The organism is Streptomyces sp. NBC_01267 (assembly GCF_036241575.1).
Lineage (GTDB): Bacteria > Actinomycetota > Actinomycetes > Streptomycetales > Streptomycetaceae > Streptomyces.
On the sequence record NZ_CP108455.1, the window covers coordinates 4640318 to 4665342 of the forward strand.

24 protein-coding genes are annotated in these 25025 nt (G+C 70.8%); 17 read left to right on the forward strand and 7 right to left on the reverse strand.

Annotation, left to right across the window (positions count from 1 at the left end; all coding sequences use genetic code 11):
- Window positions 1-224: 224 nt before the first annotated feature.
- The 3 genes from OG709_RS21325 to OG709_RS21335 all read left to right on the forward strand — a co-directional run bounded on the left by OG709_RS21325 (window position 225) and on the right by OG709_RS21335 (window position 2974).
- On the forward strand, window positions 225-1190 hold the full coding sequence (locus tag OG709_RS21325; RefSeq protein WP_326694219.1) for an ABC transporter ATP-binding protein: 966 nt from the start codon (window positions 225-227) through the stop codon (window positions 1188-1190).
- Window positions 1177-2169 (forward strand): ABC transporter permease, encoded by a 993-nt coding sequence (locus tag OG709_RS21330; protein WP_326694218.1) that lies wholly within the window; start codon window positions 1177-1179, stop codon window positions 2167-2169. The genes OG709_RS21325 and OG709_RS21330 overlap by 14 nt, the downstream gene beginning before the upstream one ends.
- A gap of 223 nt (window positions 2170-2392) precedes the next feature.
- A complete protein-coding gene (locus tag OG709_RS21335) occupies window positions 2393-2974 on the forward strand; it encodes a TetR/AcrR family transcriptional regulator (RefSeq protein ID WP_266641397.1) in 582 nt (193 codons plus the stop codon).
- Window positions 2975-2992: 18 nt separating this feature from the next.
- Here OG709_RS21335 and rarD read toward each other — a convergent pair whose 3' ends face one another.
- The gene (gene rarD / locus OG709_RS21340; protein ID WP_266641396.1) at window positions 2993-4012 is read right to left on the reverse strand and encodes an EamA family transporter RarD; all 1020 of its coding nucleotides are present in this window, start codon (window positions 4010-4012) and stop codon (window positions 2993-2995) included.
- A 179-nt stretch (window positions 4013-4191) separates the two neighbouring features.
- Window positions 4192-5046: an SDR family oxidoreductase gene (locus tag OG709_RS21345; protein WP_250299174.1), complete on the reverse strand. Its 855-nt coding sequence runs from the start codon at window positions 5044-5046 to the stop codon at window positions 4192-4194.
- 120 nt (window positions 5047-5166) lie between these two features.
- Between OG709_RS21345 and OG709_RS21350 the strand changes: the two genes are divergently transcribed.
- The gene (locus tag OG709_RS21350) at window positions 5167-5541 is read left to right on the forward strand and encodes a winged helix-turn-helix transcriptional regulator (RefSeq protein WP_329167480.1); all 375 of its coding nucleotides are present in this window, start codon (window positions 5167-5169) and stop codon (window positions 5539-5541) included.
- A 132-nt stretch (window positions 5542-5673) separates the two neighbouring features.
- Here the strand turns inward: OG709_RS21350 and OG709_RS21355 are convergent, their stop codons facing one another.
- The 5 genes from OG709_RS21355 to OG709_RS21375 all read right to left on the reverse strand — a co-directional run bounded on the left by OG709_RS21355 (window position 5674) and on the right by OG709_RS21375 (window position 12648).
- Window positions 5674-6771 carry a 2-oxoacid:ferredoxin oxidoreductase subunit beta gene (locus OG709_RS21355; RefSeq protein WP_250299177.1) on the reverse strand — a complete coding sequence of 366 codons (1098 nt, stop codon included), beginning with the start codon at window positions 6769-6771 and terminating at the stop codon, window positions 5674-5676.
- Window positions 6764-8719, reverse strand: coding sequence for a 2-oxoacid:acceptor oxidoreductase subunit alpha (locus OG709_RS21360; protein ID WP_250299179.1), 1956 nt, complete (start codon window positions 8717-8719; stop codon window positions 6764-6766). The genes OG709_RS21355 and OG709_RS21360 overlap by 8 nt, the downstream gene beginning before the upstream one ends.
- Window positions 8720-9005: 286 nt before the next feature.
- Window positions 9006-9665 carry a response regulator transcription factor gene (locus tag OG709_RS21365; RefSeq protein ID WP_250299181.1) on the reverse strand — a complete coding sequence of 220 codons (660 nt, stop codon included), beginning with the start codon at window positions 9663-9665 and terminating at the stop codon, window positions 9006-9008.
- A gap of 287 nt (window positions 9666-9952) precedes the next feature.
- Window positions 9953-11287 (reverse strand): sensor histidine kinase, encoded by a 1335-nt coding sequence (locus tag OG709_RS21370; RefSeq protein ID WP_250299183.1) that lies wholly within the window; start codon window positions 11285-11287, stop codon window positions 9953-9955.
- A gap of 194 nt (window positions 11288-11481) precedes the next feature.
- The gene (locus OG709_RS21375; protein ID WP_250299184.1) at window positions 11482-12648 is read right to left on the reverse strand and encodes a sensor histidine kinase; all 1167 of its coding nucleotides are present in this window, start codon (window positions 12646-12648) and stop codon (window positions 11482-11484) included.
- Between the two features lie 201 nt (window positions 12649-12849).
- Here OG709_RS21375 and OG709_RS21380 point away from each other — a divergent pair, with 201 nt between their 5' ends.
- The 13 genes from OG709_RS21380 to OG709_RS21440 all read left to right on the forward strand — a co-directional run bounded on the left by OG709_RS21380 (window position 12850) and on the right by OG709_RS21440 (window position 24895).
- Window positions 12850-13272, forward strand: a complete 423-nt coding sequence (locus OG709_RS21380) for an NADH-quinone oxidoreductase subunit A (RefSeq protein WP_250299185.1) — start codon at window positions 12850-12852, stop codon at window positions 13270-13272.
- On the forward strand, window positions 13263-13889 hold the full coding sequence (locus OG709_RS21385) for an NADH-quinone oxidoreductase subunit B (RefSeq protein ID WP_250299186.1): 627 nt from the start codon (window positions 13263-13265) through the stop codon (window positions 13887-13889). Before OG709_RS21380 ends, OG709_RS21385 begins: the two co-directional genes overlap by 10 nt.
- Entirely contained in the window at window positions 13886-15136 is a 1251-nt protein-coding gene (locus tag OG709_RS21390; RefSeq protein WP_329167485.1) for an NADH-quinone oxidoreductase subunit C, read from the forward strand. The genes OG709_RS21385 and OG709_RS21390 overlap by 4 nt, the downstream gene beginning before the upstream one ends.
- Window positions 15133-16101, forward strand: coding sequence for a complex I subunit 1/NuoH family protein (locus OG709_RS21395; protein WP_250299188.1), 969 nt, complete (start codon window positions 15133-15135; stop codon window positions 16099-16101). Before OG709_RS21390 ends, OG709_RS21395 begins: the two co-directional genes overlap by 4 nt.
- 80 nt (window positions 16102-16181) lie before the next feature.
- Window positions 16182-16802, forward strand: a complete 621-nt coding sequence (locus tag OG709_RS21400) for a 4Fe-4S binding protein (RefSeq protein ID WP_329169161.1) — start codon at window positions 16182-16184, stop codon at window positions 16800-16802.
- Window positions 16799-17413, forward strand: a complete 615-nt coding sequence (locus tag OG709_RS21405) for an NADH-quinone oxidoreductase subunit J family protein (protein ID WP_326694214.1) — start codon at window positions 16799-16801, stop codon at window positions 17411-17413. Before OG709_RS21400 ends, OG709_RS21405 begins: the two co-directional genes overlap by 4 nt.
- Window positions 17413-17841 carry an NADH-quinone oxidoreductase subunit NuoK gene (nuoK, locus tag OG709_RS21410; RefSeq protein WP_266641387.1) on the forward strand — a complete coding sequence of 143 codons (429 nt, stop codon included), beginning with the start codon at window positions 17413-17415 and terminating at the stop codon, window positions 17839-17841. The genes OG709_RS21405 and nuoK overlap by 1 nt, the downstream gene beginning before the upstream one ends.
- Complete coding sequence (locus OG709_RS21415; RefSeq protein WP_250299193.1) at window positions 17838-19838, forward strand: NADH-quinone oxidoreductase subunit 5 family protein; 2001 nt, start codon at window positions 17838-17840, stop codon at window positions 19836-19838. The genes nuoK and OG709_RS21415 overlap by 4 nt, the downstream gene beginning before the upstream one ends.
- Before the next feature lie 27 nt (window positions 19839-19865).
- Entirely contained in the window at window positions 19866-21434 is a 1569-nt protein-coding gene (locus OG709_RS21420; protein ID WP_250299566.1) for a complex I subunit 4 family protein, read from the forward strand.
- Complete coding sequence (locus tag OG709_RS21425; protein WP_266641385.1) at window positions 21431-22966, forward strand: NADH-quinone oxidoreductase subunit N; 1536 nt, start codon at window positions 21431-21433, stop codon at window positions 22964-22966. Before OG709_RS21420 ends, OG709_RS21425 begins: the two co-directional genes overlap by 4 nt.
- Before the next feature lie 68 nt (window positions 22967-23034).
- A complete protein-coding gene (locus tag OG709_RS21430) occupies window positions 23035-23493 on the forward strand; it encodes an MscL family protein (RefSeq protein ID WP_250299197.1) in 459 nt (152 codons plus the stop codon).
- A gap of 149 nt (window positions 23494-23642) precedes the next feature.
- A complete protein-coding gene (gene htpX, locus OG709_RS21435; protein WP_250299199.1) occupies window positions 23643-24506 on the forward strand; it encodes a zinc metalloprotease HtpX in 864 nt (287 codons plus the stop codon).
- Complete coding sequence (locus tag OG709_RS21440) at window positions 24503-24895, forward strand: YccF domain-containing protein (protein ID WP_250299200.1); 393 nt, start codon at window positions 24503-24505, stop codon at window positions 24893-24895. Before htpX ends, OG709_RS21440 begins: the two co-directional genes overlap by 4 nt.
- Window positions 24896-25025: the final 130 nt, after the last annotated feature.

Consider the following 25025-nt stretch of genomic DNA (forward strand, 5'->3'; position numbering starts at 1 on the left):
AGCCTGAGGGCCGGGGCGGTGTCGCAGTACGCGGCGCCGCCCCGGCCGCGTTCCCGGACCACCCGGGCAGCTGCCCAAGTCCTGGGGCCTGTCCGGCTGGTCGCCGGACCCGAATCCCGGCGCACCGGCCCTGCGGGCAGATCGGCGCCGCGCGGCGGACGGCGGTTCGACGACATGCCCCGGCCTGAGAGCCTGTACGGGCACCGAACGACGGGAGGACCGCCATGCCGGCCTCAACAGCCCGACCGGACCCGGCCGGGGCTGCGGTCATCGAGACCCGCGCCCTCACCAAGCGCTTCCGCGGCGGCCAACTCGCCGTGAACCAGCTGGACCTCACGGTCCCGCACGGCAGCGTCTTCGGCTTCCTCGGGCCCAACGGCTCCGGCAAGACCACCACCATCCGGATGCTGCTCGGCCTCATCGAGCCGACGTCCGGGACCGTGCGCCTGCTGGGCCGCCCGATGCCGCGCGCCGCCCGCGCCGTACTGCCCGGGGTGGGTGCGCTCATCGAGGGGCCCGCGCTGTACGGGTTCCTCTCCGGGCGTGACAACCTCATCCGTTACGACTCCGCCGACCCGGAGGCCGATCCGCGCACCCGGCGGGCCCGTGTCGACGCCGCCCTCGACCGCGTCGGGCTGGCCCCGGCCGCGGGCAAGAAGGCCAGGGCGTACTCGCTCGGCATGAAGCAGCGCCTCGGTGTCGCCTCCGCGCTGCTCCAGCCGCGCGGACTGCTGGTGCTCGACGAGCCGACGAACGGCCTCGACCCGCAGGGCATGCGCGAGATCCGGTCCCTGGTACGGGAGTTGGCGGACGACGGCACGACCGTGTTCCTCTCCTCCCATCTCCTCGACGAGATCGAGCAGGTCTGCACCCACGCCGCCGTGATGGCCCGGGGCAGGCTGCTCGCCCAGGGCCCGGTCGGCGAGCTCGCGACCCGTGGCCGGCTCGCCGTCTCCACCCCCGACCCGGGGGAGGCCGTCCGGGTGCTCACGGAGCTGGGGGTGTCCGGCGTGACCGCCACCGGCGACCGGGTCACCGGTGAACCACCGTCCGACGGGACCGACTTGGCGGACCTGAACGCCGCACTCGTACGGGGCGGTGTCCGTGTCAGATCCTTCGGCGTCGAACGTGCCTCGCTCGAAGACGCCTTCGTCGCACTCACCGGGGAGGGATTCGATGTCGCAGGCTGAGCCCGTGGACGGGAGCGGGGCCGGAATCGCCGACGGAGGCGTGGGCAGGGCGACCGACACGCCGGGCGGCACGGCCGTTGTGCCGGCCGGGACAGGTGATCCGACCGTTGCGCAGGCCGGGTCGGGCGCGCGCGCCGCCGGGAGACTCCGCAGGTCGCTCGGTCTCTTCCGCTCCGAGCTGACGACCACCTTCCGCCGTTGGCGCACGCTGGCGCTGCTCGCCGTACTGGCGGCCGTCCCCGTCCTCATCGGTATCGCCGTGAAACTGGAGACGGGCAAGGGCTCGGCCGCGGGCACCGGCAGCGACGGCCCGGCCTTCCTCACGGACGTCACCAACAACGGTCTCTTCCTGGTCTTCGCGGCCCTCGCGGCGACCCTCCCGGTCTTCCTGCCGCTGGCGGTCGGCGTCGTCGCGGGCGACGCGGTCGCGGGCGAGGCGAACGCCGGTACGCTCCGCTATCTGCTGGTCGCCCCGGCGGGCCGGACCCGGCTGCTGTTCGCCAAGTACGTCTGCGCGCTGGCCTTCTGCCTGGCGGCGACCCTCGTCGTGGCGCTCTCCGCGCTGGCGGTGGGCGCCCTGCTCTTCCCGCTCGGCGACGTCACGACGATCTCCGGCACGCAGATCTCCTTCGCCGACGGCCTCGGCCGCGCGGCGCTGATCGCGCTCGTCGTCGCCGCCTCGCTGGTCGGGGTCGCCTCGCTCGGGCTGTTCGTCTCCACCCTCACCAACAGCGGGATCGCCGCGATGGCCACGACGGTCGGTCTGCTGATCACCGTGCAGATCCTGGACACCGTCCCGCAGTTGGACGCGGTGCAGCCGTATCTCTTCCCGCACTACTGGCTGTCCTTCGCGGACCTGCTGCGCGCGCCGGTCTACTGGGACGACGTGGTCAGGAACCTCGATCTGCAAGGGCTGTACGCGGCGGTGTTCGGCTCGGCGGCCTGGGCGCGGTTCACCGCGAAGGACATCGCCGCATGAGGGGCGGCGGGGCGCCGCCGGAACCGCGGGGCGCCGCCGGAACCGCGGGGGACCGCCCGGACCGCGGGCACAGGGAGGGCACGTGCCGTACCGAGAAGCCGTCCCCCGACGCGGCCCGACACGACACGTACCGTTTCCCCGGCGCTCATTGTCGGATGTGGAACTTCCCCTGTCAACACGCTCCGTAGCGTCCGGCCGCCACCCCGGTGAATAGACTCATCCGGTGAACCTCAGGCCCAACCCCGCGCGTCGCAGCGGGAAATCACAGCAGGCGATTCTCGCGGCGGCCCTCGCGCTCTGCACCGAACGCGGGTACGCCCGTGTCACGGTCGAAGGGATCGCGGCCCGAGCCGGAGTGAGCAAGAAGACGATCTACCGCTGGTGGCCGTCGAAGGGCGCACTGGTGCTGGAAGCGATCGACGCCGCGGTCATCGGGTCCAGGCCGTTCCCCGACACCGGCGATCTGGCCGCCGATCTGCACGCCCAGATGAGTGCGGTCGTGGGGCTGCTGGCCCATCCGCCGCTGGGCCCCGCGTACGCCGGGGTCCTCACCGAGATCCAGTACGACGACGACCTGGCCAGGACCGTGCAGGACGTGTTCATCGGGCCGCGCCTCGAACTGGCCACCGCCCGGCTGCGCAGCGCCCAGGAGCAGGGGGTGCTGCCGCGGGACACGGACCTCGGGCTGGCGGTGGAGATGCTGTACGGCCCGCTCTACTACCGCCACACCCTGCGTCGGCCCACGTACGACGCCGATGAACTCACCCGGCTCATCGCCCATGTCCTGAAGGGGCTCGGCGGCTGACCCTGCGTCCGGACGCGGTCAGGAAGCGGATTCCGTGGACGAGGACGCGGTTTCCGTGGACGACGTGGGAGCGGACGCCGATGGCTCTTCCGGGGTCCGCTCCGGTGCCTGCGGCTTCGCCGCCCGCGCCTCGGCCTTCAGGCGTGCCGCCCGCGCCCGCGTCCGGTGGGCGTTACGCAGCGCGTCCCAGGTCAGTACGGTCAGCGCCAGCCACACCAGCCCGAAGCCGGCCCACCGCTCGGGCGGCATCGCCTCGTGGAAGTACAGGATGCCGAGACCGAACTGGAAGACCGGGGCCAGGTACTGGAGCAGGCCCAGCGTGGAGAGCGGGACCCGGATCGCCGCGGCGCCGAAGAGGATCAGGGGAATCGCGGTGACCAGTCCGGTGGAGGCGAGGAGCGCGCCGTGGGCGGGGGTGCCGAAGGTGGCCTCGCCGCTGGCGGCCAGGTAGAGCAGATAGCCGAGGGCGGGCAGGAACTGCACCGCCGTCTCGGCCGCCAGGGACTCCAGGCCGCCCAGGTTGACCTTCTTCTTGACCAGCCCGTAGGTGGCGAAGGAGAAGGCCAGCATGAGGGAGATCCACGGCGGTTTGCCGTATCCGACCGCCAGGACGAGGACCGCCGCGACACCGGTGCCGACGGCCGCCCACTGGGCCGGGCGCAGCCGCTCGCCGAGCAGCAGGACGCCCATGGCGATGGTGACCAGCGGGTTGATGAAGTATCCGAGGGAGGCCTCGACGACCTGGCCGTTGTTCACGGCCCAGATGTAGCCGCCCCAGTTGACGCTGATCACCACCGCGGCGACCGCGATCAGGCCCAGCTTGCGGCGGTCGCGGACCAGCTCCCCGATCCAGGCCCAGCGGCGCATCAGCAGCAGCGCGATCAGGACGAAGCCCAGGGACCACACCATGCGGTGGGCGAGGATCTCCATGGCGCCCGAGGGCTTGAGCAGCGGCCAGAACATGGGCACGAGGCCCCACAGCACGTACGCGACAACGCCGTTCAGGAAACCTGTCCGCTGCTCGCTGGTCCCCTTCACGGGCCCTCCCCTGGAATGTTCCGACAACGTGTCGAAGGTAAGGGGAAGAGGGCCCGTGTGTCATGTCCGTGTCGCCATACGGTCATGACAGCCGCGGCCGGGGCTGTCATGACCGCCCCGGCCGGGACTCGGACGGAGGCGTGGCTCGGACCCGGACGGGGCTCGGACCAGGGCCGGGATCAGGCCAGGGCGGCGGCGATCGAGACGGCGATCGGGGTGGTGGGGCGGCCGGTCAGCCGGGCCAGGTCACCGCTGGTGGCGGCCAGCAGGCCGCGCTCGATGGCCGAGTCCACGTCCACCAGGATCGCCGCGAACTCCTCGGGCAGCCCGGCGCCGACCAGGATCTCCTGGTGTGCGGCGGCCGGGACGTTGCGGTACCCGATCTCCTGGCCGGAGGCCTTCGCCACCTCGGCGGCGTACTCGGGATACGACCAGGCGACGTCGCCGCTCAGCTCGTAGACCTTGCCCAGGTGCCCGTCCGAGACGAGGACGGCAGCCGCGGCAGCCGCGTAGTCGGCGCGGGCGGCGGAGGCGACCCGGCCCTCACCGGCGTTGGAGACGACCGCGCCGTGTGCGAGGACCGGCGCCAGGTTGGCGGTGTAGTTCTCGGTGTACCAGCCGTTGCGCAGGAAGGTGTGGGGGAGCCCGGAGTCGAGAATCAGCTGCTCGGTGACCTTGTGCTCGGCGGCCAGCTGGAAGTCGGCGTCGGGGCCGCCCAGTACGCCGGTGTACGCCAGCTGCGCGACGCCCGCCGCCTTCGCCGCCTCGATGACCGCGGTGTGCTGCGGGACCCGCCTGCCGACCTCGCTGCCGGAGATCAGGAGGACACGGTCGCCGGAGCGGAAGGCGCCGGTGAGGCTCGCGGGGTCGTCGTAGTCGGCGATGCGCAGCTCCACGCCGCGCGCCGCCAGGCCGGCGGCCTTCTCCTTGTCGCGGACGACTGCGGCGACCTGCTCGGCGGGGACCCGGGCGAGCAGCTCGTCGATGACGAGACGGCCGAGGGCTCCGGTGGCTCCGGTGACGACGATGCTCATGGCGCTTGTCTCCCTTTTGGTGAGGTGTGGTGCTTTTGATGGCATTGTGCGGTGTCTGTCACTCACCCTACGGCAGGTACTAACCAGGGGATAGTGCCCACTTTGAAGTAAGGTACTGGCATGGACGTAAGCAACGAGAGGCCCGACGTCAACCGGCAGATGTGCCCCTCACGGCTGATCCTGGAGCACGTCACCAGCCGCTGGGGGGTGCTGGTGCTCGCCGTGCTCCTGGAGCGCTCGTACCGCTTCAGCGAACTGCGCCGCGAGGTCGGCGGGGTCAGCGAGAAGATGCTCGCCCAGACGCTGCGGACCCTGGAGCGGGACGGCTTCGTGCGCCGCGACGCCCAGGCCGTCATCCCGCCGCGCGTCGACTACACGCTCACCCCGCTCGGCAGGGAGGCCGCCGAACAGGTCTGGGAGCTGGCCCGCTGGACCGAGCGGCGGGTCGGTGAGGTGGCCGAGGCGCGCGAGGCGTACGACGGCGCCCGGTCCTGATCACGGGGCGTGCGAACGGTCCGGTCCTGCTCGCGGGGCGTACGACCGGTCCGGTCCTGACCGTGAGGGCATACGACGGGGCCCGGTCCTGACACAGCAGAACCGGGCCCCGGGGAACAGCAGTCGGACGCGCTATCCGGCGACCGTCCAGGTGTCGCCGCCCGCGAGCAGAGCGGCCAGGTCGCCCTTGCCCTTCTGCTCGACGGCCGCTTCCAGCTGGTCGGACATCAGGGTGTCGTAGACCGGGCGCTCGACGTCACGGAGGACGCCGATGGGGGTGTGGTGCAGCGTGTCGGCGTCGGCCAGCCGGGAGAGCGCGAAGGCCGTGGTCGGTGACGTGGCGTGCGCGTCGTGGACCAGGATCTGCGACTCGTTCTCCGGGGTGACCGCCACGACCTGGAGGTCACCGGTCGCGTGGTCGCGTACGACACCCTTCGCGCCGTCGGCACCGAAGCGGATCGGCTGCCCGTGCTCCAGACGGATCACCGCCTCCTGGGCCTGCTCCCTGTCCTTGAGGACCTCGAAGGCGCCGTCGTTGAAGATGTTGCAGTTCTGGTAGATCTCCACCAGCGCCGTGCCCGGGTGGTCGGCGGCGGCGCGGAGCACGCTGGTGAGGTGCTTGCGGTCGGAGTCGACGGTACGGGCGACGAACGACGCCTCGGCGCCGATCGCCAGCGAGACCGGGTTGAAGGGTGCGTCGAGCGAGCCCATCGGCGTCGACTTGGTGATCTTCCCGACCTCGGAGGTGGGGGAGTACTGACCCTTGGTCAGCCCGTAGATCCGGTTGTTGAACAGCAGGATCTTGAGGTTGACGTTGCGGCGCAGGGCGTGGATGAGGTGGTTGCCGCCGATGGACAGCGCGTCGCCGTCACCCGTGACCACCCAGACACTCAAGTCCCGCCGGGACGAGGCGAGTCCGGTCGCGATGGCCGGGGCGCGGCCGTGGATGGAGTGCATCCCGTAGGTGTTCATGTAGTACGGGAATCGGGAGGAGCAGCCGATGCCGGAGACGAAGACGATGTTCTCTCTGGCCAGGCCGAGTTCGGGCATGAAGCCCTGGACGGCGGCGAGGACCGCGTAGTCGCCGCAGCCGGGGCACCAGCGGACTTCCTGGTCGGACTTGAAGTCCTTCATGGACTGCTTGGCCTCGGCCTTCGGCACCAGCTGGAGCAGGTCGTTCCCTGCGCCACCCGGCTGCCCGTGGCCCTGCGGCGAGTCGATCTCAGGCATCGTTGGCCTCCTTGAGGGCCGTGGCGAGCTGCTCAGCCTTGAACGGCATTCCGTTGACCTGGTTGTACGAGACCGCGTCGACCAGGTACTTCGCACGGATCAGGGTGGCGAGCTGGCCCAGGTTCATCTCGGGCACCACGACCTTGTCGTACCGCTTCAGCACCTCGCCGAGGTTGCCCGGGAAGGGGTTGAGGTGGCGCAGATGGGCCTGCGCGATGGCGGTGCCCTCGGTGCGCAGCCGGCGGACGGCCGCGGTGATCGGGCCGTAGGTGGAGCCCCAGCCCAGGACCAGCGTGGTCGCGTGGTCCGGGTCGTCGACCTCCAGGTCGGGGACCTCGATGTTGTCGATCTTGGCCTGCCGGGTGCGGACCATGAAGTCGTGGTTGGCCGGGTCGTAGGAGATGTTCCCGGTGCCGTCCTGCTTCTCGATCCCGCCGATCCGGTGCTCCAGACCGGGCGTGCCGGGGACCGCCCAGGGGCGGGCGAGGGTCTCCGGGTCGCGCTTGTACGGGTAGAAGACCTCGGTCCCGTCGGCCAGCTCGTGGTTGGGCCCGGTGGCGAACTGGACCCGCAGGTCCGGGAGTTCACCGGTGTCCGGGATGCGCCACGGTTCCGAGCCGTTCGCGAGGTACCCGTCGGACAGCAGGAACACCGGGGTCCGGTACGTCAGGGCCATCCGGGCCGCGTCCAGGGCGGCGTCGAAGCAGTCCGCGGGCGTCTTCGGCGCGATCACCGGGACCGGTGCCTCGCCGTTGCGCCCGTACATCGCCTGGAGCAGGTCCGCCTGTTCGGTCTTGGTCGGCAGCCCGGTGGAGGGGCCGCCGCGCTGGATGTCGATGATCAGCAGCGGCAGTTCCAGCGACACCGCGAGACCGATCGTCTCCGACTTGAGCGCCACACCCGGACCGGACGTGGTGGTGACCGCCAGCGACCCGCCGAACGCGGCGCCCAGCGCCGCGCCGATCCCCGCGATCTCGTCCTCCGCCTGGAAGGTCCGCACACCGAAGTTCTTGTGCTTGGACAGCTCGTGCAGGATGTCGGACGCCGGGGTGATGGGGTACGAGCCGAGGTAGAGCGGCAGGTCCGCCTGGCGGCCCGCGGCGATCAGCCCGTACGACAGGGCCAGGTTCCCGCTGATGTTGCGGTAGGTCCCGGTCGGGAAGGCCTTGGTGGCCGGGGCGACCTCGTAGCTGACCGCGAAGTCCTCGGTGGTCTCCCCGAAGTTCCAGCCCGCCCGGAACGCCGCGACGTTGGCCTCGGCGATCTGCGGCTTCTTCGCGAACTTCGTCCGCAGGAACCGCTCGGTGTTCTCCGTCGGCCGGTGGTACATCCACGACAGCAGCCCGAGCGCGAACATGTTCTTGCTGCGCTCGGCCTCCTTGCGCGGCAGGCCGAACTCCTTCAGCGCCTCGATCGTGAGCGTCGTCAGCGGCACCGGATGGACCTGGTAGGCCTCCAGCGACCCGTCCTCCAGCGGACTGGTCGCGTAACCGACCTTCGCCATCGGGCGCTTGGTGAACTCGTCCGTGTTCACGATGATGTCCGCGCCCCGCGGCACATCGGCGATGTTCGCCTTCAGCGCCGCCGGGTTCATCGCGACCAGCACGTTCGGTGCGTCGCCGGGGGTGAGGATGTCGTGGTCAGCGAAGTGCAGCTGGAACGACGAGACGCCCGGCAGGGTACCTGCGGGCGCGCGGATCTCGGCGGGGAAGTTCGGCAGCGTCGACAGGTCGTTCCCGAACGACGCGGTCTCCGAGGTGAAGCGGTCGCCGGTGAGCTGCATCCCGTCACCCGAGTCCCCCGCGAACCGGATGATCACCCGATTCAGTCGGCGTACCTCTTTGGCGTCGGAGCCCTCTTTGCCGACAGAAGGGGCACGTTGTTCCCCGAGAAGGGCCTCATCGGCCTCATCGGCCTGCTCGGCTGGGCTACTGACCTGGCTGGTCACTGAACTGGACCTCCCTCGTCGAGGCGGCTGCTCGGACGGGCCCGGCTGGCCGGGCGCACCGGATCCCACCCTACGTCGGTAAGGGTGGCCTTCCCTTGAGGGCTCATAGAGCGGACACCATTCCGATGCAGTGGATTGCCCCGGTTTGTCATGACTGAACCGTCCCCCGGCCCCCCGGCGCCCCCTCGGGGAGGGGGCGCCGGTACTCATCCTTTGGTTCTAGGTCCCGCCCCGTCCGGCATCGCCGCGGGGCCGCGACCTCGCTATCTGACAGGGTGTCAGGTAATTAGGAGTTCAGGTAGGTCAGCACCGCGAGCACCCGACGGTGATCCCCGTCACTCGGCGAGAGGCCGAGCTTCAGGAAGATGTTGCTGACGTGCTTCTCGACCGCTCCGTCACTGACCACCAGCTGCCTGGCGACGGCGGAATTCGTACGCCCCTCGGCCATCAGCCCCAGTACCTCGCGCTCGCGCGGCGTCAGTCCCGCCAGGACGTCCTGCTTGCGGCTGCGGCCCAGCAGCTGTGCCACCACCTCGGGGTCGAGCGCGGTCCCGCCCTGCGCCACCCGGACCACGGCGTCCACGAACTCCCGGACCTCGGCGACCCGGTCCTTCAGCAGATAGCCGACGCCCCGGCTGGATCCGGCCAGCAGCTCGGTGGCGTACTGCTCCTCCACGTACTGCGAGAGGACCAGGACCCCGATGCCCGGGTACTCCTTGCGCAGCCGTACGGCCGCCCGTACGCCCTCGTCGGTGTGGGTGGGCGGCATCCGGACGTCCGCGACCACCACATCCGGCAGTGCTTCCTGCGCCGCGAGGTCCGCGATCGTCTTGATCAGCGCCTCCGCGTCCCCCACGCCTGCGACCACGTCGTGACCGAGGTCGGTCAACAACCGGGTCAGGCCCTCCCGCAGCAGCACTGAATCCTCGGCGATGACCACACGCACTCTGTCCTCCACGACGCTGAAGCCCCCCAGTTGATGATGATGTCCGCCCTGCTCGCACCAGCATCCCAGCATCGGTGCCGGTGTGGGCGGGGGCCGAGGGGGAAGTATCGGATCCCCCCGCTCGCAATCGCGCCGAGCGAGGGACAAAGTATCTGATATTCCCCGGAGTTCATCACCTCGGGGCTACGTCACCTTCGGGGCTTCGTCACGTGGACGGCCGGTGCGGGACAGCGGGCGGTGGGCCGTGGGGCCGGGCCCGGTCGGACGGCGGTGCTTCCGGGACGCGCTCAGCCGCGCCAGGGCAGTTCGGCGGTGATGCTCGTCGGGCCGCCCACCGGGGAGTCGACGACCAGCAGCCCGTCGACCGCGTCCAGCCGCTCCGCCAGCCCCGCGAGACCGCTGCCCGCGGTGCCCGCCGCCGAGTCGTCGCCGGGCCCGCCGGCGCCGCCGCGGCCGTTGTCGGTGACCTGGAGCATGAGCCGGTTCTCCACCTGCCAGACGTCCACCGTCGCCCGGGTCGCCCGGGAGTGCTTGCTGACGTTCTGGAGGAGCTCGGAGACCGTGAAGTAGGCGATGCCCTCGATGGCGGCGGCCGGCCGGTGCGGCAGGTCCACCTCGACCTGCACCGGCACCGTGCAGCGCGAGGCGATCGAGGAGAGTGCGGCGTCCAGGCCGCGGTCGGTCAGTACGGCCGGGTGGATGCCCCGGGCCAGGTCACGCAGTTCCTGAAGGGCGACCTTCACCTCGCCGTGCGCCTCGTCGACCATCCGCGCCGCCGCCTCCGGGTCCGCCGTCAGCTTCTCCTTGGCCAGGCCCAGGTCCATGGCGAGCGCGACCAGCCGGGCCTGCGCCCCGTCGTGCAGATCCCGTTCGATCCTGCGCAGGTCGGCCGCCGCGGTGTCCACGACCACCCCGCGGTCCGATTCGAGTTCCGTCACCCGGGTGTCCAGCCGCGACGGGCCGAGCAGCCCCACCACCAGCAGCCGGTCCACGGAGGCCAGCCCGCGGATCACCCAGGGGGTGACGAGGACGAAGACCAGACCGGTCAGGCTGGTCAGGCCGATCTCGAGGGGGTTGTCCAGGTAGACGTTGTGCGCCCCGTCGCCGTACAGCTGGATGCCGCCCTGGTGGGTGTAGGCCGGGAAGATCCACTGCCACAGCGGGTACGTCAGCGTCGCCCAGCCGGTCGTCCACAGCGTCACCGACACCACGAAGGCGAAGACCGCCCACGGGAAGTGCACCAGCGAGTAGACGAGGTGGCGCCAGGACGCCCCGCTCTTCAGGACGGCGCCCACCCACGACATCGCGCCGCCGGTCCTGCCCCGCACGGGAGCCGGGTCCCGCACATCGGCCCTCAGCAGCGCCCGCGCGCGGGCCCGCTCCATCGCCCCGAAGCCGCGGCAGGCGGCCAGCCCGACGGCGAGCAACGGGATGCCGAGGAAGGTGATCACCAGGCCGACCCCCGCCGAGAACATCGTGATCCCGAAGGAGAACATCACGATGCTGATCGGCAGCGACAGCAGCAGATACCCGAACTCGCGCCAGGTGCGCCCCTCGAACGGTGCCCGCAGCGCCGCAGGCACACGGTGGTCCCGGGTGCGAATGCCGTAATCCGTGGCCATGGCGTCGTCCATTCCTGCTCGGCTGGCTGGTGTCTTGGTTACACGTCCATGGTGCTGGGCCGGGGAGGCGCGGACCATGAGGCGGAGCACCGTCTTCGACCGGGGGTTTTCCCCACCCCCTGGTCCGGGGCCGGGGCCGGAGAGACTCCAGGAATGCGGCCGGCCGGGATACGGCGTACGGCGGCCGGGACGGCTCAGCCGCGGTCCCGCCAGGGCAGTTCCGCCGTCACCGTGGTCGGTCCGCCGACCGGCGAGTCCAGCACGAAGAGGCCGTCGACCGCGCCGAGCCGGTCGGCGAGCCCCGCCATACCCGTACCGCCGTCCATCCGCGCACCACCGCGCCCGTCGTCCTGGACCTGGATCAGCAGCCGGTCGGCCGAGCGCCACACCTCGACGGACGCGGAGCGCGCCCGGGCGTGCTTGCTGACGTTCTGGAGGAGCTCCGAGACCGTGAAGTACGCGATTCCCTCGATGGCCTCGGCGGGCCGCTCCGTCAGATCGACGCTGACCTTCACCGGCGCCGTGCAGCGCGAGGCGATCGAGGAGAGTGCGGCGTCGAGGCCGCGGTCGGTCAGTACGGCGGGGTGGATGCCCCGGGCCAGATCGCGCAGCTCCTGAAGGGCCAGCTTCACCTCGCCGTGCGCCTCTCCGACCATCACGGCCGCGGCGTCCGGATCCTCCAGAAGCTTCTCCTTGGCCAGGCCGAGCCCCATGGCGAGCGCGACCAGCCGGGCCTGCGCCCCGTCGTGCAGATCCCGTTCGATCCGGCGCAGGTCGGCCGCCGCGGTGTCCACGACCACCCCGCGGTCGGACTCCAGCTCGGCGATCCTGCGCTCCAGTTCGTCGGAGGGCGAGAGGAGGCCGCGGACCATCGCCCGGTCGACGTTGGTCAGCCCCCGTGCGATGAACGGAAGGACCGGCCACAGTACGAAGAGACTCGGCATGACCACGGCGAACGTCAGCACCCCCCACGGCAGCCGGATGAACTCGTACAGCACCGTCCGCCAGCCCACCGGGTCCTTCAGGCCCGCCCACAGCCGGTTGAAGAACCCGCCGCCCCCGGTGACCAGACGGCTCGGCTCGTCCACCCGCACACCGAGCAGCGCCCTGGCGCGGGCCCGCTCCAGTTTGCCGAGCTGACGGGCGCCGAGCAGTCCGGCGGCGAGCATCGGCAGCCCGACGACGGTGACCGCCAGGCCGCTGCCGGTGGCAACCATGAACACGACGTAAATAAATCCGACCAGGGACGTGGGCAGATTGGACAGGAGATGCGCGATCTCCTTCCAGGTGTGCCGCTCGAACGCAAAGCGCACGGGCGGCGGCCGGTCGGAGTCGAGCGGGCGGGAGTTCGTCGCGGTCATGTGTCAAGCCTGCCGGGCCTCGGGGGCGGATGCCATGGGGTAGCTGGGTGGGATGAAGTAGGGATAACCCCACCCCCTGTGCCCGATCCACTTGCTTACCAAGTCTTTAGCAGGGCCTAGACTCCCGTGCGTACGGATCGTCGAACGCGACGAATGTGACGGACGAGGCGACGAACAGGGCGCAGGGAGCGAGGGGCGGACGTGCCGGGACCCACCGTTCTCGCGGCGGACCACACGGATCTCGCGGCGGACCACACCGGATATTTCCACACCTACGCGGTCGTCGGCGTGCTCGCGGTCGTCGGTGTGCTCTTCGTCGCCGTGGCCTTCGGGGCCGGACGGCTGCTGCGGCCCGTGGTGCCGACGCCGGAGAAACTGCTGACGTACGAGTGCGGGGTCGACCCCGTCGGCGAGGGCTGGGCCCACACCCAGGTCCGCTACTACGTCTACGCCTTCCTCTACGTGATCTTCGCCGTCGACTCGATCTTCCTCTTCCCGTGGGCGACGGTCTTCGCGGCCAGCGGGTACGGGGCGGCCACGCTGGTGGAGATGTTCATCTTCCTCGGCTTCCTGGCCGTGGGACTGCTCTACGCATGGAAGAAGGGCGTCCTCGAATGGACGTGACGAACCCGGCCGAACTGCCCGTGGTGTCCAGCAGCGGCCCCGCCGCCGGGCAGGCGCCGTCCGCCGCACCGCAACGCCTGGGCGTGCTCTCCCGGCTGGCGCCCGAGCCCATGAAGGTGGTCCTCAACTGGGGCCGCCGGTACAGCCTGTGGGTCTTCAACTTCGGCCTCGCCTGCTGCGCGATCGAGTTCATCGCCGCCTCGATGGCCCGCCACGACTTCATCCGCCTCGGCGTGATCCCGTTCGCACCGGGCCCGCGCCAGGCCGACCTGATGATCGTCTCCGGCACCGTCACGGACAAGATGGCCCCGGCGGTCAAGCGGCTGTACGAGCAGATGCCCGAGCCGAAGTACGTCATCTCCTTCGGCGCGTGTTCCAACTGCGGCGGCCCTTACTGGGACTCGTACTCGGTGACCAAGGGCGTCGACCAGATCATCCCCGTCGACGTGTACGTGCCCGGCTGCCCGCCGCGTCCCGAGGCGCTGCTCCAGGGCATCCTGAAACTCCAGGAGAAGATCGCCAGGGAATCCCTGGGCGAGCGCTACTCCGCGCCCACCACCGCCCAGTTGACCAGCGGCCTCATCACCCCGCCGACGGCGCCGGGGGCCGGCCGGTGACGCACGCGTACGACCGGCTGCCCGAAGCCGTCACCGAACTCTTCGGCGCGGACGCCACCGCCGAGCACAGCTACGACCTGCTGACCGTCGACGTCCCGGCCGCCTCGTGGATCTCCGCGCTGGAGACCGCCAGGGACCGGCTCGGCTGTACCTACTTCGACTGGCTGAGCGCCGTCGACGAACCGGGCACCGGCTTCCGGGTCTGCGCCCACGTGGTGGCGCTCGAGGGCCGTACGGTCCGCCGTCTGCTCGTACGCACCACCGTCCCGCACTCCGAGCCGGTGCTGCCGTCCGCCGTCGAGGTCTACGCGGGCGCGAGCTGGCACGAGCGTGAGACGCACGAGATGTTCGGCGTCGCCTTCACTGGCCATCCGCACCTGGTGCCGCTGCTGCTGCCCGAGAACTTCGAGGGCCACCCGCTGCGCAAGGACTTCGTCCTCGCGGCCCGGGTCGCGAAGGCGTGGCCCGGAGCGAAGGAGCCGGGGGAGTCGTCTGCCGGACACGCAGCCGGTGGGGCCGCTGGTGGGGCCGCTGGTGGGGCCAAGCGCCGTCAGATGCTGCCGCCCGGTGTTCCCGACCCCAACGAATGGGGCCCGCAGAAGGGCCAGCTCCCACCGGCTCCGACCCGCCCGGCCCGTGCCGCGCGGGCGGCGGGCGACCGCCCGGTACGTCGCGCGCGCAGCGTGAGCGAGGGCTCGGCGAGCCAGTCGACGGAGACCCCGGCGGAGACGCCGACGACGGAGACCCCGACGGTGGAGACGCGGGCGGCCGGTACCCGGGCGGCCGGACCCCAGGGGGCCGAGGCTCCTGCGGACCGGTCATCCGAGGCGCCGCGAACCCCGCCCCCGGCAGCACCCGCGTCCCCGCGGCGGAGCCGCAGCGTGTCCGAGGGATCCACGTCCCAGCGGGCACCGCAGGGCGCCACCCCGGCGGGCAGCGACGACGCGCCCTGGCGCAACGCCAGGCCCACCTTCGACCCGACGGACGCCGAGGCTCCGGCAACCCCGCCTCGCACACCGGCCGATACCGATACCGAAGCCGAAGCCGAAGCCGAAGCCGAAACGGAACCCGGCACGACCCCGGAGCCGGGAGCGAAGGCCGGACCCGGCGCCACCCCGGAACCGGAACCGGAACCGGAGACCGACCCCGGCACCGGCACCGGCACTGCCACCGCCCCTGAACCTGACCCCGACCCCACGCCCGACCCCGCTGACCCCGATCCCCGCGCCGGAGGCGATACCGCGTGAACGACGTACTCGGCGTCGCCATCCGGCTGGTCATCGTCTTTGTCGTGTTCCTCGTGCTGCCGCTCGTCGTCGGGCAGACCGAGCACAAGGTCATGGCCCACATGCAGGGCCGCCTCGGACCCATGTACGCGGGTGGATTCCACGGCTGGGCGCAGCTCGTCGCGGACGGCGTGAAGTTCGCGCAGAAGGAAGACATCGTCCCGGCCGACGCCGACCGGCGGATCTTCCAGCTCGCGCCCGCCGTCGCGCTCCTGCCGTATCTGCTCGTCGTGCTGGTGATTCCGATCGGGCCGGGGGAGGGCGCCGTCGGCCAGGTCGTCGACGCGGGCATCTTCTTCGTGCTCGCTGTGCTGGGCGTCGGCGTACTCGGCTCGCTCATGGCGGGCTGGGCGTCGGCCAACAAGTTCTCCCTCCTCGGCGGACTCCGTACCGCCGCGCAGCTCCTCGCGTACGAACTGCCGATGCTGCTCGCCGCGGCCTCCGTCGCGATGGCGGCCGGTACGGTCTCGCTGCCCGGCATCCTCGACGCGTTCGCGTGGTGGTGGATCCCGTGGCAGATCGTCGGCGGTCTGGTCTTCTTCACGGCGGGCCTCGCGGAGCTCCAGCGCCCGCCCTTCGACATGCCGGTCGCCGACTCGGAGATCATCTTCGGCGCGTACACCGAGTACACGGGGCTGCGGTTCGCGCTGTTCCTGCTCGCCGAGTACGCGGGCATCGTCGTGCTGTCCGCCCTCACGGCCGTCCTGTTCCTCGGCGGCTGGCACGGGCCGTGGGGCAGCGACGGGCTCGGCTGGTTCTGGATGCTCCTGAAGACGGGCGTGCTCGCCTTCGGTGTCATCTGGCTCCGGGTGACCTACCCGCGGCTGCGCGAGGACCAGCTCCAGAAGCTGGCCTGGACCGTACTCATCCCGCTCACCCTCGCGCAGATCGCGCTCACCGGCATCGTGAAGGTGGCGATCAGCTAGTGGCTGCTCCACTCCCGCCCAACCGCCCGCGCATTCCCGGGTCCGGCCTGGCCAAGGGCCTGGCCGTCACGCTCCGCACGATGACGAAGAAGACGGTCACGGCGCAGTACCCGGACGTACAGCCCGAACTCCCGCCCCGCTCCCGGGGCGTCATCGGGCTGTTCGAGGAGAACTGCACCGTCTGCATGCTCTGCGCCCGTGAGTGTCCCGACTGGTGCATCTACATCGACTCCCACAAGGAGACCGTCCCGGCCGCCGCGCCGGGCGGACGCGAGCGCAGCCGTAACGTCCTCGACCGTTTCGCCATCGACTTCTCGCTCTGCATGTACTGCGGTATCTGCATCGAGGTGTGCCCCTTCGACGCGCTGTTCTGGTCCCCGGAGTTCGAGTACGCGGAGACGGACATCCTCGAACTCACCCACGAGCGCGACAAGCTCCGCGAGTGGATGTGGACGGTGCCCGAGCCGCCCGCGCTCGACCCGGCGGCCGAGGAGCCCAAGGAGATCGCGGCGGCCCGCAAGACGGCCGACAAACTCGAAGCGGCCCGGCAGGCAGAGCAAGCGGAGCAGGCAGCGCAAGCAGAGCAGGCAGAGCAAGCGGAGCAGGCAGCGCCTGCCGAGCAGCCCCAGCAGCCCCCCAAGTCCCAGCAGCCCCAGCAGCCCCAACAGCCCGAGCAGAACCGACCGGAGGGGGACGCGTGAGTCTTGCAGCAGCCGCCGGCCACCCCGGATTCCTGTCCCCGACGGGCGTCGAGATCGTGTTCCTGCTGGTCGGCATCGCCACCTTCGGCGCGGCCGTCATCACCGTCACGACCAAGCATCTGGTGCACGCCGCACTCTGGCTGATCGTCGCGCTCGGCGGTCTCGCCGTCGAATACCTCCTGTTGACGGCCGAGTTCATCGCCTGGGTCCAGGTGCTGATCTACGTCGGTTCGGTGGTCGTCCTCCTCCTCTTCGGGCTGATGCTCACCAAGGCCCCCATCGGCCGCTCCCCGGACGCCGATTCGGAGAACCGCCTGCCCGCCCTCGTGGTGGCGGTCGCCGCTGCCTGCTCCCTCGTCTGGGTGGTCGTCGACGCCTTCCGTACGACGTGGATCAACCTCCACGGTCCTGCCCAGGGCTCCACCAAGGTCTCCGGCGAAATCCTCTTCCGGCACTGGGTGCTGCCCTTCGAAGCGCTGTCCGTGCTGCTGCTGGCCGCGCTCGTCGGTGCGATCGTCCTGTCCCGCAGGAACAGCGCCGGGAACAGCGCGGACCTGTCCCGCGGGAACAGCGCTGACCTGTCCCGCAAGAACAGCAGGGAGCAGCGCTGATGCACCTCGTCTATCCAGCCGTGCTCGCCGCCCTCCTCTTCTGCACCGGGCTGTACGGAGTGCTCGCCCGCCGCAACGTGATCCTGATCCTGATGTCCGTCGAGCTGATGCTCAACGCCGTCAATCTCAACCTCGTCGCCTTCGACGTCTGGCTGCGCGACAAGCTCCACTCGGGCCAGGCGCTCACCCTCTTCACGATCGCCATCGCCGCCGCCGAGATCGGCATCGGGCTGGCGATCGTCCTCGCGGTCCACCGGAACCGGGGCACGACGGACATCGACAAGCTCCGCGACACCGCCGAGACACCGGACCCCGACGATCCGGACGACGTCGACGACACCGGCGACCACGCAGAACCCGAAGACCGTACGGACCCGGAAGATCCCGAAGATCCCGAAGGCCGCGAGAAGGCAGAGGCTGCCGCGTGACCACGACGACCCTCGCCGTCCTCGTTCCCCTCCTCCCCTTCCTGGGCGCAGCGGCCGGACTCCTGCTCGGCCGCACGGCCCCAGGATTCGTACGTCCGCTGGCCGTCCTGCCACCGCTGGCCGCTGCCGCGCTCGCGATCACGGTCGCCGTGCGCCAGAGCGGCGGCCACACCGTCGACACGGCCACCCGGCTCACGCCCACCGGCTCCGTACCCATCGACCTGTCCCTGCACATCGACGGCTTCGCCGCCCTCGTCGCCATCCTGGTCGCGGTCGTCGCCACCTGTGTGCAGCTCTACTCGACGGGCTATCTGCGCGACGACCCGCGCTACCCCTCGTACGCGGCGATCGTCTCCCTCTTCACCTCCGCCATGCTGCTCGTCGTCTACTCCGGCGACCTGATGGTGCTGCTGGTCGGCTGGGAGATCATGGGCATCTGCTCGTACTTCCTCGTCGGCCACTACTGGGAGACGCCCGAAGCGCGCGCCGCCTCCCTGAAGGCCTTCCTGGTCACCAAGCTGGGCGACGTCCCCTTCCTGATCGGCCTGTTCGCGCTGGCCACCGATGCCGGTACGTTCCGCATCACCGGCATCCTGCGCACGGTCTCGGACGGTGGCCTCCACCACCCCACGCTGATCGCCCTGCTGCTCCTGGCGGGCGTCGCCGGGAAGTCCGCGCAGTTCCCGCTGCACACCTGGCTGCCCGACGCGATGGCCGGTCCCACCCCCGTGTCCGCGCTGATCCACGCGGCGACCATGGTCGCCGCGGGCATCTACTTCGTGGCCAGGCTGCTGCCCGTCTTCGCCGCGTCCGCCGCCGCGCTCACCGTCCTCGCCGTCATGTCCGCCGTCACCATGATCGGTTCGGCGCTCGCCGCCCTCGCGCAGGACGACATCAAACGCGTCCTCGCCTACTCGACCATCGGACAGCTCGGCTACATGTCCGGCGCCCTGGCCGTCGGCGACCGCGGGGCCGCCGTCTTCCACCTCCTCTCGCACGGCGCGTTCAAGGCGCTGCTCTTCCTCGGCGCCGGTGTGGTCATCCACGCCGCGGGCACCAACTCCCTGGCTGCCATGAGCCGCATGGACCACCTGGCCAAACGGATCCCCGACGCCTTCTGGACGATGACCATCGCCCTCCTCGCGCTCGCCGCCATCCCCCCCTTCGCCGGGTTCTTCTCCAAGGAATCCATCCTCGTCGCCGCCGAGAACACCGCCCTCGGCGACAGCGACATCGCCCCCGTGGGCGCCGGATGGACCGTCCTGGTCGCAGGGCTCGTCACCGCCCTGCTGACCGCCGCGTACGCCACCCGGCTCTGGCTCCTCGCCTTCCGGGGCAGGGGCGCCGAAGCCCCCGACCACGGCAGGCAGCCGCTCGTCATGAACGGCGTGCTCTGGGTGCTCGCCGTCCCGACCATCGGCTTCGGCCTCACCGTCGGCTATCTCCCCGGCTGGTTCGACGGCCACAGCCTCACCCCGTCCCTCACCACCTCCGTACTCGGTACGGGCGTCGCCCTCGTCGGCGGACTCGTCACCTACGCCACCTGGCGGCACACCACGGCGATGGCCCAACAGCCCCCGATCGGCGCCGTGTCGGCCCACCCGGACGCCGACCCGGCCACGGTCGAGGCGGAAGCCATCGCCACCCACCGGGCGGTCTACGGCGACATCGCGTCCGCCCCCGACCCCGGCGACCCCGGAAGGCTGCTCCTCGGCCCGCTGCACCGGCACGCGGCAGGCGGCTTCCACCTCGATGCCCTCTACACCACGCTGTTCGTACGCCCCGTGCTCGCCGCGGCCCAACTGGTCCGCTTCCTGGACCGCGAGGTCATCGACACCTACGTACGCGGTGCCGGGGCGGTGCCCCGCTGGCTGGGGGCCGCCGTCCGCCGCGCCCAGACCGGCAACGTGCAGACCTACCTCAGCGCCCTGCTCGCCGGCTCCGTCGTCCTGGCGGTCGCAGCCGTCGCCCTCGCCAACGCCTACGCCGGATCGTGAGCCGTGATCGATATCAGCGCATCCGTGATGCAGTTCCTTCTGGCGTTCATCGTCGTCGCCCCGCTCGTCGGCGCCGTCGCGGCGCTCCTCCCGGCGCCTCCCGGACTGAAGGGGAAGTCACCCGACCGGGCCGTGCTCCGCCACGGCGTGGTCGTCACCGGTGCCGTCCTCGTCGCCGCGATCGTCCTGGCGCTCGGCTTCGACCGTGACCACCCGTCGAAGATGCAGGCCACGACCGACATCAGCTGGATCCCGGCGCTCCACGTCCACATCCACCTCGGTACCGACGGCATTTCGCTCCCCCTGCTCGTACTGACCGCGCTGCTGACCTTCCTCTGCGCGCTCTACTCCTGCTTCAAGCTCCCCCAGGGCCCGTCCCCCAAGGCCTTCGTCGCTCTCGTCCTGCTCCTCGAATCGGGGATGCTGGCGACCTTCGCCGTCCTCGATCTGCTGCTCTTCTTCCTGGCCTTCGAGATGGTCCTCATCCCGATGTACTTCCTCATCGCCCGCTGGGGCGGGGCCCGGAAGCAGGCCGCCGCCTGGAAGTTCATCCTCTACACGCTGCTCGGCTCCGTCGTCATGCTGCTCGGCTTCCTCCTCATCGGCGTGAAGAGCGGCACATTCGACATGGTGGCACTCGCCACTGACAACGGCCGTGGCCTCACCCACACCACGCAGGTCATCGCGGTCCTGGCCATCGCTCTCGGCCTCGCCGTGAAGACCCCGATGTGGCCGCTGCACAGCTGGCTCCCCGACGCGCACACCGCGGCCCCGACCATCGGCTCGGTCCTGCTGGCCGGCGTCATGCTCAAGATGGGCACCTACGGATTCGTCCGGGTCGCCCTGCCGGTCGCACCCGAGGGCATGCACACCTTCGCGCCGTACCTCGCCGCGTTCGCCGTCGCCGGGATCGTCTACGGATCGCTGGCCTGCCTGGCCCTCGCCAGAACAGGCGCCAAGGGTGACCTCAAGCGCCTCATCGCGTACTCCTCGGTCGGCCACATGGGCTTCACGCTCCTCGGCATCGCCTCGATGACCCCCACCGGAGTCAACGGCGCGCTCTTCGCCAACATCGCCCACGGCCTGATCACCGGCCTGCTGTTCTTCCTCGTCGGAGCCCTGAAGGACCGGTACGGCACCGCCGACCTCGACACCCTCGCCGGAGCGACGGGCGCCGCCCTCTACGGCCGGGCCCCCCGCCTCGGCGGCCTCCTCGCCTTCGCCGCGGTCGCCTCGCTGGGGCTGCCCGGACTCGCCGGGTTCTGGGGCGAGATGCTCACCATGTTCGGCGCCTTCGACCCCGCCGCCGGGCTCAGCCGCCCCGCGTTCCTCACGTACATGTCCGTCGCCGCGTTCGGCACCCTGCTCACCGCCGCGTACCTGCTCCTCGTCGTACGCCGGGTCTGCATGGGCGCCAAGCCGCAGGAAACCCCGGAGGACCCGGGCATCGGGATCGTCCAGGACGTACAGGGCTACGAGTTCGCCACCTGGAGCCCGCTCGTCGCCCTCACCGTCCTCGCAGGCCTGTGGCCCGCGGTCCTCCTCGGCCTCACCGACCCGGCCGTGCAGAAGCTCCTCGCAGGAGGAAAGGCATGAGCTCCCTCGTCCAGTCCGTCGACTGGCTCGCGATCGCCCCGCCCGTCATCGTGGCCGCGACCGCCCTGATCATCCTGGTCGCCGACCTGTTCGTGCCCGAGCACCGCAAGCCGCTGCTCGGCTGGACCGCGGTCGCCGGGCTCGCCGCCGCCCTCCTCATGCTGCTGCCCCTGCGCAAGGGCGACCGCGTGACCTTCTGCGTCACCGCGGACCACGGCGCGTGCAGCTACGCCGCCGACCACTTCGCCCTCGCCGTCCAACTGCTGGTGCTCGGCGGCGCCCTGCTCACCGCGCTGCTGTCGATGAGCGAGACCGGGGGCGACCGGCTGCCGGCCGGTGAGTTCTGGTTCCTGCTGCTGGCCTCGGCCTCCGGCGCCGCGCTGCTGCCCGCCTCCCGCGACCTCGCGACCCTGGTCGTCGCGCTCGAAGTGGCCTCACTGCCCGCCTTCGCCCTCGTCGGCATGAAACGCGGTGACCGCCTCTCCTCCGAAGCGGCCCTGAAGTTCTTCCTCTCCTCGGTCACCGCCACCGCCGTGACCCTGCTCGGCGTCAGCTTCGTGTACGCGGCGACCGGCACCCTGCACCTCGGCCGGATCGCCGGAGCCCAGGTCGACCCGCAGCTCGACACCCTCGCCCAGACCGGGGTCGTCCTCACCCTGGTCGGCTTCGCCTTCAAGACGGCTGCCGCGCCCTTCCACTTCTGGGTCCCCGACACCTATGTGGGCGCCCCGCTGCCCGTCGCCGCGTACCTGTCCGTCGTGGGGAAGGCCGTCGGCTTCTCCGGGCTCATCCTGGTCGCCGTCGTCGCGTTCCCCGCGTACGCCGACGTCTGGGGCCCGGCCGTCGCCGTACTCGCCGCCCTGACGATGACCGTCGGCAACACGGCGGCCCTGCGCCAGTCGGCCACCCGCGCGCACAGCGCGGTCCGGCTGCTCGCCTGGTCCTCCGTCGGGCAGGCCGGATACCTGCTGGTGCCGATCGCCGCCTCCGCGTACACCTCGGACGACGAGATCGGCTCCACCGTCGCGTACGCCCTGATGTACGCCGTGGTGAACCTGGGCGCCTTCGGCGTCGTCGCCGTCGTCGCCCGGAGCAGGCCCGGCGGCAGGATCAGCGACTTCCGCGGCCTGTGGGCCACCCGCCCCTTCGCCGCCCTCGCGCTCAGCTTCTTCCTGATCTGCCTGGCCGGACTGCCGCCCGGCATCATCGGCCTCTTCGCCAAGGTCACGGTCTTCCAGACCGCCGTCGACGCGGGCCTCGGCTGGCTCGCCGTCGTCATGGCCGTCAACGTGGTGTTCGCCCTGTACTACTACCTGCGGTGGACAGCTGTGCTGTTCCGCACACCCGCGGGAACGCAGGGCCGGACGGCAGCCGGGACGGACCCGGCCGGGGGAGAGACCGCCGCACCCCGCCGAACAGCGGCTGTACCGGTCCCGCTCACCCTGGCCGTCGGTCTGGCCGCCGCCACCGCGGTCGCCCTGTCCGGCGCCCCCCAGCTGATCCTCCGCTTCGCCTCCGGCAGCCTCTTCTGAGTTTTGCTACGGTCTTGCGCCGGGCGCACCAGGAACGGCCCACCACCGGAAGCAACAGGGAGCAAGCAGTGCTGAGCGGGTTCAAGGACTTCATTCTCCGTGGCAACGTCATCTCACTGGCCATCGGCCTCGCCGTGGGATCCGCGTTCACCGCGGTCGTCACCGCACTCAGCACCGCCTTCATCACGCCGCTGATCGGCCTGGCCACCAGCTCCACCATGGGCGACTTCAGCAAGGCCGAGTTCACCGTCGAGGGCGCGCACTTCCGCTACGGCCTCCTCATCAACGCGGGCGTCGCCTTCCTGGTGACCGCCGCGGTCCTCTACTTCGGCGTCGTCGTCCCGCTCGCCAAGATCCAGGCCCGGTTCACCAGCGACAAGCCGGTCGACATCAAGGCCGCCCAGCGGGACTGCCCGTTCTGCTACACCGAGATCCCGGCCATCGCCTCCCGCTGCGGCCACTGCACCAGCCAGATCAAGCCCGTGCCGGAAGCGCTGGAGCTCGCGAAGATCCCCGCTCAGGGCTGACTCCACCCGTACGGCGGACACGGTGGCCGCGTGCGCAAGGGAACCAGCTCCCCTCGCCTGGCGTTGACCAGTGAGGGAAGGTCCACTGGGACGCAGTGGACCGCGTACCGAGCGTGGGTTCCCCCGCCGCACGATCTGGAGGGCGTACCGTGCACCGCCGGCACAACGGGCTGAGGACCGCCGTCCTCCTCGGGGGCCTTTCGGCCCTCATCATCGTCATCGGCAGCTTCTTCGGCCGTACGGGCCTGATCGTCGCGCTCGTCGTCGCGCTCGGCACCAACGCGTACGCCTACTGGAACAGCGACAAGCTCGCCCTGCGCGCCATGCGGGCCCGGCCCGTGAGCGAGTTCGAAGCGCCCGCGCTCTACCGCATGGTCCGCGACCTCTCCACCACGGCCCGCCAGCCCATGCCCCGGCTGTACATCTCGCCGACCCAGGCGCCCAACGCCTTCGCGACCGGCCGCAATCCGCGCAACGCCGCCGTCTGCTGCACCGAAGGCATCCTGCAGATCCTGGACGAGCGCGAACTGCGCGGCGTCATCGGCCACGAGCTCAGCCATGTCTACAACCGCGACATCCTGATCTCCTCGGTGGCGGGCGCCCTGGCCTCGGTGATCATGTTCCTGGTCAACTTCGCCTGGCTGATCCCCATCGGCCGCTCCGACGACGACGACGGCCCCGGCCTGCTCGGTATGCTGTTGATCATGATCCTGGGCCCGTTGGCCGCGTCACTCATCCAACTGGCCGTCAGCCGCTCCCGTGAGTACGAGGCGGACGCCTCGGGAGCCCAGCTCACCGGCGACCCACTGGCCCTCGCGAGCGCCCTGCGCAAGCTGGACGCCGGTACGAAGCAATTGCCGCTGCCCCCCGAGCCCCGGATCGAGACCGCGAGTCACATGATGATCGCGAATCCCTTCCGCCCCGGCCAGGGACTGTCCAAGATGTTCTCCACCCATCCACCGATGGCGGAGCGCATCTCCCGACTCGAACAGATGGCAGGTCCACGCTCGTGAAGACAATCCTCAACGTCGTCTGGCTCGTCCTCTGCGGTTTCTGGATGTTCCTCGGATACCTCCTGGCGGGCGCCCTGCTCTGCATCACGATCATCGGCATCCCGTTCGGGATCGCCGCGTTCCGCATCGGCGTGTACGCCCTCTGGCCCTTCGGCTACATGGCGGTGGACCGCCGGGACGCCGGCGCCCCCTCCTGCATCGGCAACGTCCTGTGGCTGGTCCTCGCGGGCTGGTGGCTCGCTCTGGGGCACATCGTCACCGGCATCGCCCTGTGCGTCACGATCATCGGTATCCCGCTGGGCATCGCGAACTTCAAGCTCATCCCGGTCTCGCTGATGCCGCTGGGCAAGGAGATCGTCCGCACGGACCAGCCGTTCGCCGCGCGCTGACCCCGACCGCGTGAGCCCGTACTGCGCCAACCCGCACCCGCCCCGGCCGGTGGCCTGACCAGGGACCTCTCTCGACCAGCGACGCAACCATGCCCGCTGGCCCGACGTCCCTGTTTAAGACACCGAACGT

Bases quoted from the DNA above. Each gene is read 5' to 3' on its own strand.
- OG709_RS21345 (WP_250299174.1), bottom strand. From the start codon at position 5,046: ATGAGCATCGTCGTCACCGGAGCCACCGGAGCCCTCGGCCGTCTCGTC.
- OG709_RS21385 (WP_250299186.1), top strand. From the start codon at position 13,263: ATGGACGTGACGAACCCGGCCGAACTGCCCGTGGTGTCCAGCAGCGGC.
- OG709_RS21425 (WP_266641385.1), top strand. From the start codon at position 21,431: ATGAGCTCCCTCGTCCAGTCCGTCGACTGGCTCGCGATCGCCCCGCCC.
- OG709_RS21420 (WP_250299566.1), top strand. From the start codon at position 19,866: ATGCAGTTCCTTCTGGCGTTCATCGTCGTCGCCCCGCTCGTCGGCGCC.
- OG709_RS21370 (WP_250299183.1), bottom strand. From the start codon at position 11,287: ATGGCCACGGATTACGGCATTCGCACCCGGGACCACCGTGTGCCTGCG.
- nuoK (WP_266641387.1), top strand. From the start codon at position 17,413: ATGCACCTCGTCTATCCAGCCGTGCTCGCCGCCCTCCTCTTCTGCACC.
- OG709_RS21375 (WP_250299184.1), bottom strand. From the start codon at position 12,648: ATGACCGCGACGAACTCCCGCCCGCTCGACTCCGACCGGCCGCCGCCC.
- OG709_RS21400 (WP_329169161.1), top strand. From the start codon at position 16,182: ATGACGAAGAAGACGGTCACGGCGCAGTACCCGGACGTACAGCCCGAA.
- OG709_RS21350 (WP_329167480.1), top strand. From the start codon at position 5,167: ATGGACGTAAGCAACGAGAGGCCCGACGTCAACCGGCAGATGTGCCCC.
- OG709_RS21330 (WP_326694218.1), top strand. From the start codon at position 1,177: ATGTCGCAGGCTGAGCCCGTGGACGGGAGCGGGGCCGGAATCGCCGAC.
- OG709_RS21325 (WP_326694219.1), top strand. From the start codon at position 225: ATGCCGGCCTCAACAGCCCGACCGGACCCGGCCGGGGCTGCGGTCATC.
- OG709_RS21355 (WP_250299177.1), bottom strand. From the start codon at position 6,771: ATGCCTGAGATCGACTCGCCGCAGGGCCACGGGCAGCCGGGTGGCGCA.